At 64.9% G+C, this 13,848-nt stretch carries 9 protein-coding genes and 1 pseudogene; 5 read left to right on the forward strand and 5 right to left on the reverse strand.

Features of this window, described 5'->3' with window-relative positions; translation table 11 throughout:
• Nucleotides 1–128: 128 nt before the first annotated feature.
• Complete coding sequence (locus MFM001_RS23085) at nucleotides 129–1,196, reverse strand: amidohydrolase family protein (RefSeq protein WP_116377588.1); 1,068 nt, start codon at nucleotides 1,194–1,196, stop codon at nucleotides 129–131.
• Nucleotides 1,197–1,258: 62 nt separating this feature from the next.
• On the opposite strand from MFM001_RS23085, the gene MFM001_RS23090 reads away from it, so the two are divergent.
• Genes MFM001_RS23090 through MFM001_RS23100 form a run of 3 tightly spaced genes read left to right on the forward strand, consistent with a single transcriptional unit; the run spans nucleotide 1,259 to nucleotide 4,791 of the window.
• Nucleotides 1,259–2,173, forward strand: a complete 915-nt coding sequence (locus MFM001_RS23090) for an alpha/beta fold hydrolase (protein WP_116377589.1) — start codon at nucleotides 1,259–1,261, stop codon at nucleotides 2,171–2,173.
• A complete protein-coding gene (locus MFM001_RS23095; RefSeq protein ID WP_116377590.1) occupies nucleotides 2,170–3,414 on the forward strand; it encodes a sialate:H+ symport family MFS transporter in 1,245 nt (414 codons plus the stop codon). Before MFM001_RS23090 ends, MFM001_RS23095 begins: the two co-directional genes overlap by 4 nt.
• A 9-nt stretch (nucleotides 3,415–3,423) precedes the next feature.
• Nucleotides 3,424–4,791 (forward strand): adenylate/guanylate cyclase domain-containing protein, encoded by a 1,368-nt coding sequence (locus MFM001_RS23100; protein ID WP_116377591.1) that lies wholly within the window; start codon nucleotides 3,424–3,426, stop codon nucleotides 4,789–4,791.
• Here MFM001_RS23100 and MFM001_RS23105 read toward each other — a convergent pair.
• Nucleotides 4,781–8,062, reverse strand: coding sequence for a LuxR C-terminal-related transcriptional regulator (locus tag MFM001_RS23105; protein WP_371685612.1), 3,282 nt, complete (start codon nucleotides 8,060–8,062; stop codon nucleotides 4,781–4,783). The genes MFM001_RS23100 and MFM001_RS23105 overlap by 11 nt on opposite strands.
• A gap of 52 nt (nucleotides 8,063–8,114) precedes the next feature.
• A complete protein-coding gene (locus MFM001_RS23110; RefSeq protein ID WP_116377592.1) occupies nucleotides 8,115–9,581 on the reverse strand; it encodes an HNH endonuclease signature motif containing protein in 1,467 nt (488 codons plus the stop codon).
• 275 nt (nucleotides 9,582–9,856) lie between these two features.
• Between MFM001_RS23110 and MFM001_RS23115 the strand changes: the two genes are divergently transcribed.
• The gene (locus tag MFM001_RS23115; RefSeq protein ID WP_238159354.1) at nucleotides 9,857–10,696 is read left to right on the forward strand and encodes an ABC transporter ATP-binding protein; all 840 of its coding nucleotides are present in this window, start codon (nucleotides 9,857–9,859) and stop codon (nucleotides 10,694–10,696) included.
• The gene (locus MFM001_RS23120) at nucleotides 10,693–12,294 is read left to right on the forward strand and encodes an ABC transporter permease (RefSeq protein ID WP_116377593.1); all 1,602 of its coding nucleotides are present in this window, start codon (nucleotides 10,693–10,695) and stop codon (nucleotides 12,292–12,294) included. The genes MFM001_RS23115 and MFM001_RS23120 overlap by 4 nt, the downstream gene beginning before the upstream one ends.
• 41 nt (nucleotides 12,295–12,335) lie before the next feature.
• Here MFM001_RS23120 and MFM001_RS23125 read toward each other — a convergent pair whose 3' ends face one another.
• Nucleotides 12,336–12,515 (reverse strand): hypothetical protein, encoded by a 180-nt coding sequence (locus MFM001_RS23125; protein WP_116377594.1) that lies wholly within the window; start codon nucleotides 12,513–12,515, stop codon nucleotides 12,336–12,338.
• Between the two features lie 97 nt (nucleotides 12,516–12,612).
• Nucleotides 12,613–13,842 (reverse strand): annotated as a pseudogene (locus MFM001_RS25005) (pyridoxal phosphate-dependent aminotransferase); the annotation flags it as partial.
• Between the last annotated feature and the right edge of the window lie 6 nt (nucleotides 13,843–13,848).

Consider the following 13,848-nt stretch of genomic DNA (forward strand, 5'->3'; position numbering starts at 1 on the left):
CCGCGTGGCAGGACGCCGACTTGGCATCCGCAGCTGGCTCATGTGACGATAGTGATCAATGTGGTTCCTGTGACCACTGAGCCGCGATAGGTATGAATCCGTGACCGTGTCGCAACCGGGCGAACCGGTTAATCGAGCCCGTAGAAACGCTGGGCGTTGAGTCCGCCGATCTTGGCCCGGGCGTCGTCGCTGATGTCGGCCCGCGTACGCAGATGCTTGGTGCTCTCCGGCCATTCGCCGTCCCAGTGCGGGTAGTCGCTGGCGAACATGATGAAGTCGGCGCCGAGCACGTCGATCACCCCCGGCAGGATCGGCTCCTCCGGCTCACAGGTCACCCAGATGTTGCCGGCCTGCACGTACTCCTGCGGATCGCGCTGCCAGCCACCGTCGATCCAGTCGCCGCGTTTCTCGAAGTGTTCGTGCAGCCGGTCGATGAAGAACGGCACCCAGCCCACACCCGCTTCCAGAAACGCCACCCGCAACCCCGGATGCCGATCGAAGACGCCGCCCGAAACCAGCGCGGTCATCGCCGTCATCTGGTCGAACGGGAAGCTGATGCAGTGCACCTGAATGTAATTCGTGAAACGGTCGACGCCGATCTTCGGTAGATGGAAACCGGGCACGCCGTGTATGCCGAGCGGCATCTCAAGTTCGACGGCTGCGGCGTAGAACGGGTCGAGGTCGGGGTGGTCGAGGTTGCGGGTTTTCAGCGCCGGCGGCAGCAGCATGGCGGCCAGCCCCAGATCCTTGGCCTCACGCATGACGTCGACGGCCACCTGCCCGTGCTCGATCGGAGTCACCGCGACGCCGCGCAACCGGCCGTTCGTCGGGCCGCAATAGTCGGCCACCCACTGGTTGTAAAGCCGCGCGAACCCCGCGGCAAACTCGGGATCCTCCAGCGTCGGCGCGCACAGGCCGAGGCTGGGATAGAGGACCATCGTGTCGATGTAGTCGCGGTCGGCGTCGCCGAGCACACCCTCGGCCGACCGGCAATTGAGGCCCGCCGCCGTGCTCAGCCCGTGCTCGACGGGCACTCCGGCACCCGGCCCGTGGTCCTCCGGGTAGTAGCGGCCCTCGATTCGCAGCCGCGGCCGGCCGTCGGCGCTGGCGGTGATGTGCTCCGGCCAGCGCTCCATCGCTTCGATCGCGAGCGAGGGGCTCTCGGCGACGTGGCCGTCGGCGTCGATGATTCGCATGTTTGCTCCGCTCCTACAGCAATCTGCGGTTCGACGTACTCCGCACATGAAACACTCTCGTCATGGTTATCGCTATCGCCCGCCCCAAGCTGGAAGGCAACATCGCCGTCGGCGATGACCGTCAACTCGGGTTCGCCGAGTTCGGCGACCCGCAGGGCCGCGCCATCTTCTGGCTGCACGGCACCCCGGGCGCGCGCCGACAAATCCCGACCGAGGCCCGTGTCTACGCCGAAGACAACGGCATTCGGCTGATCGGCGTCGACCGACCGGGAATCGGTTCCTCGACGCCCTACCAGTACGACACCGTCGTCGCGTTCGCCGACGACCTGCGCACCGTCGCGGACACCCTGGGCATCGACAAGATGGCGGTGATCGGCCTGTCCGGCGGCGGTCCCTACACCCTGGGCTGCGCGGCGGCGATGCCGGATCGGGTGGTGGTGGCCGGGGTCCTCGGGGGCGTTGCGCCGACCGTCGGCACGGATGCCGCCCATGGCGGAGTGATGGCACTGGGAACTCTGGTGGCGCCGCTGCTCCAGCGGGTCGGTCTGCCGATCCGATTGGCCGCGGTCGCCTTGATCTGGATGATCCGCCCGGTGGCCGAGCCCGCGCTGTACGCCTACGCGCGTATCTCACCCGAAGCCGACCGGCGGCTGCTGGTCCGGCCCGAGTTCAAGGCGATGTTCCTCGACGACCTGCTCAACGGCAGCCGCAAGCAACTGGCGGCCCCGTTCGCCGATGTCGTGGTGTTCGCACGGGACTGGGGATTTCGGCTCGACCAGGTCAAGGTGCCGGTGCGCTGGTGGCACGGCGACCGCGACCACATCGTCCCGTTCGCGCATGGCCAACACGTCGTTTCCCGGCTGCCCGACGCCGAGTTGTACCACCTGCCCGGCGAAAGCCATCTGGCCGGGCTGGGCCGCGCCGAGGAGATTCTGCGCACCATCATCGAGGTGTGGGACGACGCCGAAAAGAAGTGAGTGCACAACGGCTCACCGCCGACCAGCGCAACTCATTCATCGCGGCGTTGCTGGGCTGGACGATGGATGCCTTCGACTACTTCCTGGTGGTGCTGGTCTACGCCGATATCGCAAAAACGTTCCACCACACCAAGACTGAAGTCGCATTCCTGACGACGGCCACCCTCGTGATGCGCCCGGTGGGCGCGCTGCTGTTCGGGTTGTGGGCCGACCGGGTGGGCCGGCGGCTGCCGCTGATGGTGGACGTCACGTTCTATTCCGTCGTCGGCTTCTTGTGTGCGTTCGCGCCCAATTTCACTGTGCTAGTTATCCTTCGGCTGCTGTACGGCATCGGCATGGGCGGCGAGTGGGGACTGGGCGCCGCGCTGGCGATGGAGAAGGTTCCAGTACAGCGACGCGGGTTTTTCTCCGGTCTGCTGCAAGAGGGCTACGCGTTCGGCTATCTGTTGGCGACGGTGGCGTCGCTGGTGGTGATGAACTGGCTGGGCTTGTCGTGGCGGTGGCTGTTCGGCCTGTCCATCATCCCGGCGCTGGTCAGCCTGATCATCCGCTACCGGGTCAAGGAATCCGAGGTGTGGGAGGCAACCCAGGACCGAATGCGGTTGACCCACACGCGGATTCGCGACGTGGTGGCAGACGCTGCGATTGTGCGCCGGTTCGTCTACCTGGTGCTGTTGATGACCGCGTTCAACTGGATGAGCCATGGCACCCAGGACGTCTACCCGACATTCCTGTCGGCCGGCGCCGGCCTGTCCCCCGCGACCACCAAATCGATCGTGGTGCTCTACAACGTCGGCGCCATCATCGGCGGCCTGACCTTCGGCACACTCTCGCAACGGTTGGGCCGCCGCTACACCGTGGTGTTCTGTGCGGCGCTGGGCCTGCCTATCGTGCCGCTGTTCGCATACTCGCGTGCCGCGGGGATGCTGTGTCTTGGCGCGTTCTTGATGCAGGTCGTGGTGCAGGGCGCGTGGGGCGTCATCCCGGCACACTTGACCGAGATGTCGCCGGATGCCATCCGTGGCTTCTATCCCGGCGTGACCTATCAGCTCGGCAACTTGTTGGCGGCGTTCAACCTGCCCATCCAAGAACGGCTGGCCGCGTCCCATGGCTATCCCTTTGCCCTGGCGGCGACGATTACACCCGTCTTGCTCGCGGTCGCGCTCCTGACGGCGATCGGCAAGGACGCCACCGGGGTGCGGTTCGGCACCGAACAGACTGCTGTCGGTGACCTGAATTAATCTGAGCGCGTGGCGCAGGCTCAGCGAACTCGGTACGCCAAGTGCGGCGATATCGACATCGCCTACCAAGTTTTCGGCGAGGGTCCGACCGATCTGCTCCTGCTGCCGGGCCCGTCAATCCCGATCGACACCATCGACACCGAGCCGTCCATGTATCGCTACCACCGGCGGTTGGCTTCGTTCAGCCGGGTGATCCGTTTCGATTTCCGCGGAATGGGTTTATCGTCCCGCTTGCCGTCGCGGGATGTGCAGGGTCCGCGGTACTGGGCCGAGGATGCCATCGCGGTGATGGATGCCGTCGGGTGCGAGCAGGTGTCGATCTTCGCACCGAGCTTCAACGCGATGACCGGCCTGGTGCTCGCCGCCGACTACCCCGAGCGGGTGCGCAGTCTGGTGATCGTCAACGGCGCGGCGCGTGTGGTGTCGGCGCCCGACTATCCGATCGGCGCCGATCTCAGCGAGGCCAGCCGGTTCGCCACGGACGGGATAGAGCCCGACGCGCTCGAGCGGGGTTTCGACATCCTGGGCATCGTCGCACCCAGCGTTGCCGATGACGAGGCGTTCCGCGCGTGGTGGGACCTTGCCGGCAACCGCGCTGCGTCGCCGAGCATGGCCCGGGCCGCCACCGAGGTCGTGATGGCAGCCGATGTACGTGACACGCTCTCACGGATAAGTGCGCCAACGTTGATCCTGCACCGCACGGACGCGGACTTCATCCCCGTCGGGCACGGTCGATACCTCGCCGAGCACATTGCGGGGTCGCGTTATGTCGAGCTCCCGGGCGTGGATGCCCTGTACTGGGTCGGGGACACGGCGCCGATGCTCGACGAAATCGAAGAGTTCCTCACCGGTGTGCGCGGGGGCTTCGACGCCGAACGTGTGCTTACCACAATCGTATTCACCGACATCGTCGGTTCGACCGAGCGTGCCGCCGCGCTCGGCGACGATCGGTGGCGAGATCTGCTGGACAATCACGACGCGCTCGTTCGTCATCAACTCGAGCGGTTCGGTGGTCGCGAAGTCAACAGGGCCGGCGACGGATTCGTCGCCACGTTCACCAGCCCCAGTGCCGCTCTCGCGTGTGCAGACGCCATTGTGGACGCCGTGCGGGTGCTCGGAATCGAGGTGCGGGTAGGGCTTCACGCCGGTGAGGTCGAGGTGCGCGGCTCGGACGTCGCCGGGTTGGCCGTGCACATCTGTGCCCGTGTTGCGGCGCTTGCCGGCCCCAGCGAGGTGCTGATGTCCTCGACAGTGCGCGACATCGTGGCCGGCTCGCGGCGCAGGTTCGTCGAGCGCGGCATGCATGAACTCAAGGGCGTACCGGGCCCTTGGCTGCTGTGCGCTCTGGTACGCGACGAGGCGACGATCAGGCGGTAGAACGGCGGGCGGCTTCTTGTGCGAGCTGCACGCGTGACGTCAGCCCGAGTTTGGTGTAGACGTGCGTGAGGTGCGTTTGCACGGTGCGGGGTGAGACGAAAAGCCTTGTGGCAATGTCCTTGTTCGGCAGTCCTTCGCTGACGAGGCGGACCACGTCGAGTTCGGTGGGAGTCAGTGAAGCCCAACCGTTGGAGGGTCGTTTGCGTTCACCGCGGCCTCGCTGCGCATAGGCGATCGCTTCCTCGCTGGATAACGCCGCGCCCTCCGCCCAGGCTATCTCGAAATCGTTGGGGTCCATAGCATTACGGAGGGAGGTTACCCAAGATTCGTAGTCGGCGTCGTGAATCTTGAATCGGGCCGTGTCGATGCGCTGCCGGATGCCGTCTGCCGCTCCGAATAGGCGGGCCGCTTCGGGATAACTGTCGGCGCTGAACGCCACGGCGGCGAGACATTCGAAGACTTCGGGAACCCCTGTCTGTGCCTTGATTTCGGCGGCGATAGCAAGTGCCTCGTGGAGGTCGCGCTCTGCCCGTTCGGGTTCACCTCGGGCAATGGCGATACGCGCACGCGGCACCAGTCCCATGAGCCGGTACCACCCGGTCGATGCTGCGACGCCCTCGTCGGCCCATTGCTGCGCGCTGCCAAGATCGCCTGCTGCTGCGGCAGTCTCGGCTCTGCACCAACGGAAGATGGCCGCTATTTCGCGGTAGGTACCGATATGCTCCCACATGCGCTCCTGTGCAGTTGCGGCTGCCGCGACGTCGCCACGAGCCAGGGCCGCGAGGCCCGACGCCATGTAGGCGACCCCTTCGTGCACGGGGCTAAGTGCGGCGCCGGCTTCAATGAGCCCGTCCACGGCGTCTTGGGCTTGACTCGTCTCGCCCTGGAACAGGGACGCGAGCGCGAGGTTCTGTAGGCCGAGGTACCGATTGACTAGATCTCCAGCGGCGTCGGCCTCCGCGATCATCTTGCGACATCGCGCGATTTCGCCGGCCAGATCACCTTGCAGGTAGATTGCCATCCCTTGCCAATTGCGGCAATACCGCGAGTTGAACTGGTCGCCAATGGAATCGGCCAGCTGGCGGCCTTCTTCACCGGTTGTGTAGGCGGCGACTAAATCACCCGTCACGGCGCCTGCATATGTCTGCCAACCGAGAATCTGACTTAACCTCCAAAAGTCACCCAGCGAGCGGGCAAGCTCGATCGCTTCGGCGAAGTAGGGTCTTGCCATCTCCGTGTTGTAGGCAGCAATGGCGACGCAGGCGGTGAGCGCCCTGGCAAGCAGCGCCGGATCGTTGATGTCGCGCGCGATCACGACGGCTTCCTCGGCTTGGCCAAGGCTGTCCAGTGAAAGGCCCCAGGCATTGAGAAGTGCGTTGTCGGCCAACGCACGTGCGTATACCGGTCGAGCGACCTCGTCCACATTTCTTTCGCCCAGGGCGGCGTCGAACCAGGCCACTCCTTCCACGATGCGGCCGCGGGCGAGCCAGAGCGGGAGAAGCGACGATGCCAAACTCAACGCCTGTTCGATGTCGCCACTTTCGTGGCTCCACGCGAAGGCGGCCCGCAGATTGTCGATTTCTATTTCTGCCTTCTCCAGCGTCTGCTCGTGGCCATCGCGCGTGGGATTGTCGAGATGGGCGGCCATGAGTGTGTAGTGATCGCGATGACGGGTGCGCACGGCATCGGCTTCACCGGAGTCGGCGAGCTTCTCCATTGCGTACTGCCGCACCATTTCCAGCAGCCGGTATCGCGTTCGCCCCGTTGGGTTTTCGGCGACGACGAGCGACTTGTCTACAAGTAGTGCGAGCTGATCGAGAACCTGATGGCTTTTGATATCGCCATCGGCGGCTATAGTCTGCGCGGCTTCGAGGTCGAAGCCGCCCATGAAGACCGAGAGCCGGCGGAAGAGTACGCGTTCAGGCTCGGTTAGGAGGGTGTGTGACCAGTCGACCGACGCGTGCAATGTCTGCTGGCGGCGCACGGCCCGGCGTGAGCCACCGGTGAGGAGCCGGAATCGGTCACGTAGACCGCCGAGGATTTCGTCGAGGGACAAGGCGCGCACCTGCGCTGCTGCCAGTTCGATGGCGAGTGGCATGCCGTCGAGGCGTCGACAAATCTCTTCGATGGTGGCGGAGTCGGTACTTCGGAAGTCAGGGTTGGACCGACGAGCCCGGTCGGCGAAAAGCTCGATGGCTTCGTCGACCAGCGACAGTGATGGCACACGCCAAATCACCTCGCCCTCGATGCCGATTGGTTCTCGACTGGTGGCTAGGAGGGTCAGCTTGGGACAGGCGGCCAGGAGATCGATCGTCAGCGCTGCTGTCGCATCCAGCAGGTGCTCGCAGTTATCCAGTACCGCCAGCATCTGGCGCTCGCCGATCGATCGGATCAGTGTGTCCATCGTGGAGCGGCCGGGCTGGTCGGGTAGGCCGAATGCGCGCGCGGCGGCGACGGGCACCAGATCGGGCTCGGTGATCGGCGCCAGATCGACGTACCAAACGCCGTCGTCGAACTCGTCAGCCATCTTTGCCGCTATCTGCACGGCGAGACGTGTTTTGCCAGCGCCACCCGCGCCGGTCAAGGTGACGACACGGTTTTCGGCAAGTACTCTCCGCACGTCGTCGATCTGCGCCTCGCGGCCGATGAATGTCGTCAGCTGTGCTGGAAGATGTTGTGTTGCAACAGTCGTCGGTGTCCGCAGTGGAGGGAATTCGTTGCAGATGTCGGGATGGCAGAGCTGCACGACGCGTTCGGGTCGCGGCACACCGCGCAGCGAATAGCTGCCCAAGTCGGTCAGCCAGGCGTCGATGGGAAGTCTGTCGATGACCAGTGCCTCGGTAATGCCAGAAAGTACGGTCTGACCGCCGTGGGCCAAATCTCGGATTCGTGCGGTGCGGTTGATGGTGGGACCGATGTAGTTGTTTTCGTCGCGCAGCTGTGTCTCGCCGCTGTGCAGACCGATGCGTAGCCGAATGGGGGCCAGCGGTGCACGCTGCAACTCCAGAGCGCATGCGACGGCGTCGCTGGCGCGGAAGAACGCCACCACGAAGCTGTCGCCTTCGCCTTGCTCGACGGGCCGTACACCCTCGTGCGCGGTGACGAGCTCACTCAAAGCGCGATCGAGTCGGGCGAACGCCGCAGTCATTTCATCCGGTTGGGTTTCCCAGAGCCGCGTGGAGCCCTCAACGTCGGCCAGCAGTAACGTGACCGTTCCGGTCGGCAGTTCGCTCACGCCCAACTCGCTCCAGTCCAGCGGCAGTTCGCTCATGGTAGCCAGCATGCGGCCACCGGATAGGAGAAAACATCAGCAAAACCGCGTATTAAAAGGGTGGCGGCTCATAGTTGGCGGCCTGCCAGGCGGCACGTTTTCGACGTTCTTCGGCAAGGCGCTCTTCGTTGACGCGGCGCTCGGCTGCGACACGGGAGGATCGTTCGGCGGCGCGGGTTCGCTTCCGCGTAGGCATCATCAACCCCCGGTTTTCACCAGGCTGGCTTATCGCCGTCGGCAACACCAATTCGCCTGTGGGATCGGCCAATATCGGGAAGTACACGGCACCGCCGGGTGTGGTGGTGTATGTGTGACCGGTGGGCGCCGTCCAGATGACGGTGCCATCTGGCAACTGACGATCCGCCCAGCCGCCGAGACCGGTGTAGAAGGTCTTTAAAAGGTGGTGGTAACGGCAGAGCAGCTTGCAATTCGAGGGATGCGTGGGACCAAATGGAAACGGGACCGTGTGGTCGATGTCGCACACCTCGGCCGGCTGGTCGCACCCCGGAAACCGGCACGTTAAATCCCGCAGCCGGACGAACTCTGCCAACGCCGCCGAAGGACGATAGCCCGTCTCCGGATCTGCGGAGGGCTTAACAACGGGCTTGAGTTTGGCACTAGTCGCCAAGTTGCGCAGTACCGGCGCCGGAACGGGCCCAAACCCCGGCAGAAAGCCCGGCGCTTGCGAGCCGCCTTTTACGGACGACTGGTCGGCGAACACATGGATCACCACGTCCGTGCCCGGGTTCCGCGCTGCCGCAGCACAATCCGTTGACCCACATTCGCACCGCATTACGTCTAATCCGGCGGCCAGGGCACCTAGCGCATCGGCACGTCGCTGCGCCTTGGTCCGCGGATCATTCCGGCACACTGTGGCGGCCAGCGCATCGAGCTTGTGATCCAACGCAGCGCCGTCGTGAGCCTGAACCTGGGCCCAGATTCCGGCCAAGCCCGTTTCGACGGGCCCGATTTCGACATAGCGATCCTGGTTGCGCTCCCCAGGTACGCGCTGTGCGGCCGGATCAAATCGGACCACCCACATGTCGATTCGTTCGAACAGCTTGGGTGCCGATAGCCGCATCCATCTGTGTCCGTGCCGGGCGATCGCGGCATCGATCTTGGCGATCAGTGTCGGATCCTCGACAAGCTCGGTGCGGCACACCACCGCGGCCATCACCCGGAAGTCGATGGCCCCCGACGCGAATGCCTCAGCCACCCGGGGCAGCCGCTCACGCAGCGCAATCGCATACCGCAGGCGCCCCCGGGCACGGCCACGGCTGATCCCCAATGCTGCAGCGACTTCGGCGACCAGATTCTCGTGTCCGTCGATGACCCAGTTTTCCCGATCGACGTCGTCTTCAGGGGCCCGCCGCGCGTACAACTCACCAATTGCCGCCAGTTCCTGCGCGCACATCGCGTTCTGCGCCCGCGCGGCCGCGGTGATCGCATCAACCACACCGGCGTCGTCTGCATCAGCAAAACAGTTGCTGGCCTGTCCCGATGCGTCGATATCGAACATACTTTCGATACTACACCGATCCACTGACGCGTTGACTCGTCCAAAATGCGTGCCTACGCCAGTTGGACTTTCCCGGCTTGATTGGGGATCGTCTCGCCCACCTCGACGCGGCCGCTGTAGCCGAGCACGTTCCGATCCGCCTCGTTGGCGAGAAGAGGCGTCAAAAGACCTGTTGAGAAGGTTGGGTGACCTACCCTTCAGGAGTGGAACGCTCCTGTCCCGGTGCTTTCCGCCCGGCCATCCGGGTCGACGGTCTGACCAAACGGTTCGGCCGGGTGGTGGCCGTCGAGGACCTGACCATGTCCGTCGCTCCTGGCGAGGTGTTCGGCTTCTTGGGCCCCAATGGTGCCGGCAAGTCGACGACGATTCGCCTGCTGCTCGGATTGATTCGCCCGACGGCAGGCAGTGCGAAGATCTTCGATTGCGCTGCCGGTGACGTCCGTCGGTCCCATCGTCACATCGCATATGTGCCCGCCGATGTCGCGCTGTGGCCGCAACTGACGGGCGCCGAAATCCTTGAGCTGCTTGGCAGCCTGGGCCCCGGTGTCGATGCGGGCTACCGCGACGAGTTGGTCGACCGGTTCGATCTCGAGCTCGACAAGCCGGCCAAGACCTATTCGACCGGCAACCGGCAGAAGGTGGCTCTTGTTGCTGCCTTCGCGACACGCGCCCCCCTTCTAGTTTTCGACGAGCCGACAAGTGGCTTGGATCCGTTGATGGAGAGAGTATTTCGCAGCTGTATCGCAGAAGCACGTGAGCGAGGCCAGACTGTGTTCCTCAGCTCTCACCAGTTGGCGGAGGTAGATGCCGTATGCGACCGGGTAGCAATTCTGCGTGCCGGGCGACTGGTCGAAATTGACAGCATCGCCGACTTACGCCGGTTGCGCCGAACCGTCGTCGAGGTGTCCTGCCGCGGCGCTCAGCCTTCCCTCGAGGATGTTGCGGGCGTGTCAAGTGTCGAGCAGTTGGACGGTGAACGGTTGCGGTTCAACCTGACTGGCTCGCCCGTGGCCGCGCTTCGAGCGCTCGCCACAGCTGACATCACCGCGCTGGCGATGCACGAACCGACGCTTGAGGAGATCTTTCTCGACTACTACGGAGCCGCCGCACGATGACAACTGGGCCGCAACTCGCGCCACGGCGCGCTGTGAGCCGGCTGGCCGTGCGCCAGATCCGCCTTGGTGCCGTGGCGGTCGCCTTGATCTGCGGGGGTATCTCGGCGATGGTCGCCAGCGAATACCGGCCGATCGGCGACTTGCTGGATGAACCAGGCCTGCGCGCACTTGGCGAGAATCCCGCCGTAAGGATTTTGTCGGGCCCACCGGTCGCCCTCGACGATCCCGGCGGTTTCACTGTGTGGCGCACCGGCCCCGCCGTTTCGGTTCTGGTTGGTGTCTGGATCCTACTGGCCGCCACACGTATTACCCGCGGTGAGGAGGATGGCCGGCGGTGGGATCTGCTGCTCGCGGGACGCCTGCGGATGGCCGATGTGGTTGTCCGCTGCCTGACCGCCCTAGTGGGATCCGCGACGCTGATCGGCATGGCCGTCGCGGCGGGCCTATTGGCGGCCCGCACCGAACCGGCCGGAGCCATCATCTATGGAGCCGGGATCACGTGTGTTGGTTTGACTTTCGCGACCACCGCTCTGCTCGCGGCACAGGTCATGCCGAGGCGATCCGGCGCCACCGGACTTGCGGTCGCGGCCCTGGGCGTTGGCCTGATGCTGCGCATGATCGCCGACGGCTCGCATCAACTGGCATGGCTGGCGTGGGCGACGCCTTTCGGGCTCATTGGCCGCGCGGCGCCATACGCCGACAACCGCATCGCCCCGCTGATCGTGTCGGGTGCGTTTCCGATCGTGCTGGCCGGTGCGGCACTCGTCGCGGGACGCCACCGCGATTTGGGCGACGGGATCGTGGTGCTGCACCACAGCCGTCCTCCACGACCTCGTTTGTTGCACAGCACTGCTGGGTTCGCCCTTCGCCGGACCGGGCGGACCACGTCGGGGTGGGCGGCGGGCATCGCCGCATACTTCTTTCTGGTCGGCGCGGTGCTCGCATCGATTATCGAGTTGTTTCAGACAAACCCGCGGCTCGCTGAACTCGCCAGGGCAGGTGGGATGGGCGGCCATGACATGGTGCATGTGGTTGCCGCGGCTCTGTTCAGCTTGCTCACAGTTCCCACCGGGTTGTACGCCGCACTGCGTCTCGCCACGATGGTCGCCGACGAGAAAGCCGGTCTATGGACCTTGCTGCTCGCCCAACCGATTTCGCGGGCACACCTGATGTCCACTGAGATCATGGTCACGGTTTGGGGAGTCGTCGCACTGCATTGCTCGGCCGCAGTCGCCGTTTGGTTTGGCACCAAGATCACGGGCATCTCACTGCAGTTGAGCGCTTCGCTTGCAGGAGCGCTGAATTCCCTTCCCATGGCATTGCTCGCCGCCGGGGCGGCCGCAGTGGGCGTCGGGTGGCTGCCATCCGCTGCCGCCGCGATCGGTGCACTGCCGGTTGTGGGCGGATTCCTGGTGAACGTGATCATGCAGTCCACGAAAGCCCCTAGCTGGGTTGCCAACTTGTCGCCGTGGACGCACCTCGCCGCCGTACCCGGCACACCGCCTAATTGGGGGGCGGCCGCAATTTTTCTGCTCGTCGCCGCGATCCTGGCCGGGATCGGAGTGTACGGGTACGCGCAGCGCGATCTGGCAACGTGAGTAAACACTCGACGCCGACGCCGAGCTGCATGAGCTCATGGCTACAGCTCCGTCGAGTTGCGAGCATGCACCACGGAGACCTGATTCACTTCGGCGTACAGATCGTTGGTGCGCTTCTGTTCTGCCGCAAGCTTTTCCAGTGCGGCGACTGCACGCCTGAGGAGCTCGATGGATTCCTCGGCGGTCTCCTTCAGTTCATAGAAATTTGGTATCAACCCCATGGGCTCTTCCCTCCGCCTAAGTCTCGACTGAAAGTGTGCGGTGTCGGCCATACAGTCGGTTCGAAGGATGTGCCCGTCGGTAACGACGCCCGCCCGGGAGCATCGCAAGCCGCCTGATGGCCTCGTCGAGGGTGGTGTCGCGCTTCGCAAAGTTGAAGCGCACCAGGTGATTCCAGACTGCGGCATGGTCGGCCGCCGGATCGCAGTAATCCGACATCGGCATCGCGACCACTCCTACCTTCTCGGTTAGCGTCGCGCAGAACGCCGTGCTGTCTGTGTAGCCCAACGGACGCGGGTCAGCGCACAGGAAATAACTGCCCGCACTGTCGTGCACGCCGAAGCCGATCTCGGCCAATGCCGTCGCCAGCCGGTTTCGCCGCGACTGCAACACGGTTCGTCGCGTAGCGACCCAATCGTCCTCGGTGTTCAGCGCCAATGCGACCGCATGCTCGAAGGGCGCGCCGCCCACGTAGGTCAGGTGCTGTTTGGCCGCCCGCAAGCCGGCGATGAGCCTCGCTGGGCCGCAGGCCCATCCGATCCGCCAGCCGGTGCAGTTAAACGTCTTTGACGCGCTCGAGACGGTGATCGTCCGCTCGGCCATGCCGTCGAAACCAGCCAGCGGGAGGTGGCGACGTCCTTCGGGCCACGGGTGCACGAGTTGCTCGTAGACCTCGTCGCTGATGACCAGCAGATCGGCGTCCAGTGCGATGTCCGCGATGGCGGTGAGTTCATCCGCGGTCAGCACCATGCCGGTCGGGTTGTGCGGTGAGTTGACGATCAACGCCCTGGTCCGAGGCGTCACCGCGCGCCGCAGCGCGTCGACGTCAAGAGCGAAGCCGCGACCGTCGGGCACTAGCTGCACTAGCACCCTCCGCGCACCAGCCATCGCTAGCGCCGGTGAATAGGAGTCGTAGAACGGCTCGATCAGTATCACTTCCGAGCCCGGCTCAACCAGGCCGAGCATTGCCGCCGCGATGGCCTCGGTGGCACCGACCGTGACCAGTACCTCGCTGTCCGGGTTGTAATCCGCGCCGAAGTGCCGCTTCCGTTGCGCGGCGATGGCCTGCCGAAGCGACGCGATGCCGATTCCCGGCGGGTACTGATTGAAGCCCTCGGCAATCGCGTCTTGGGCGGCCTTCAGCATCGCGGGTGGTCCATCCTCGTCGGGATAACCGATCCCGAGGTCCACCGCGCCTGTGCGCGCCGCCAGCGCCGGCATGTCGGCGAACACCGGGGCCGCATACGGCTGCAGTCGCGACACCGCTGCACTCGTAGAGCACGAAAAGTGCGCTGGCCCATGCTGATCGGCAGTGCTGTTGGCGGTCACAAGAGC

The sequence above is a fragment of the Mycobacterium sp. MFM001 genome, from assembly GCF_003402475.1.
Classification (GTDB): Bacteria; Actinomycetota; Actinomycetes; order Mycobacteriales; family Mycobacteriaceae; genus Mycobacterium.

What these genes read in the sequence shown, in the direction of transcription:
- MFM001_RS23085 (WP_116377588.1), bottom strand. Translation starts at nt 1,196, where the DNA reads ATGCGAATCATCGACGCCGACGGCCACGTCGCCGAGAGCCCCTCGCTC.
- MFM001_RS23090 (WP_116377589.1), top strand. Translation starts at nt 1,259, where the DNA reads ATGGTTATCGCTATCGCCCGCCCCAAGCTGGAAGGCAACATCGCCGTC.
- MFM001_RS23105 (WP_371685612.1), bottom strand. Translation starts at nt 8,062, where the DNA reads ATGAGCGAACTGCCGCTGGACTGGAGCGAGTTGGGCGTGAGCGAACTG.
- MFM001_RS23110 (WP_116377592.1), bottom strand. Translation starts at nt 9,581, where the DNA reads ATGTTCGATATCGACGCATCGGGACAGGCCAGCAACTGTTTTGCTGAT.
- MFM001_RS23120 (WP_116377593.1), top strand. Translation starts at nt 10,693, where the DNA reads ATGACAACTGGGCCGCAACTCGCGCCACGGCGCGCTGTGAGCCGGCTG.
- MFM001_RS23125 (WP_116377594.1), bottom strand. Translation starts at nt 12,515, where the DNA reads ATGGGGTTGATACCAAATTTCTATGAACTGAAGGAGACCGCCGAGGAA.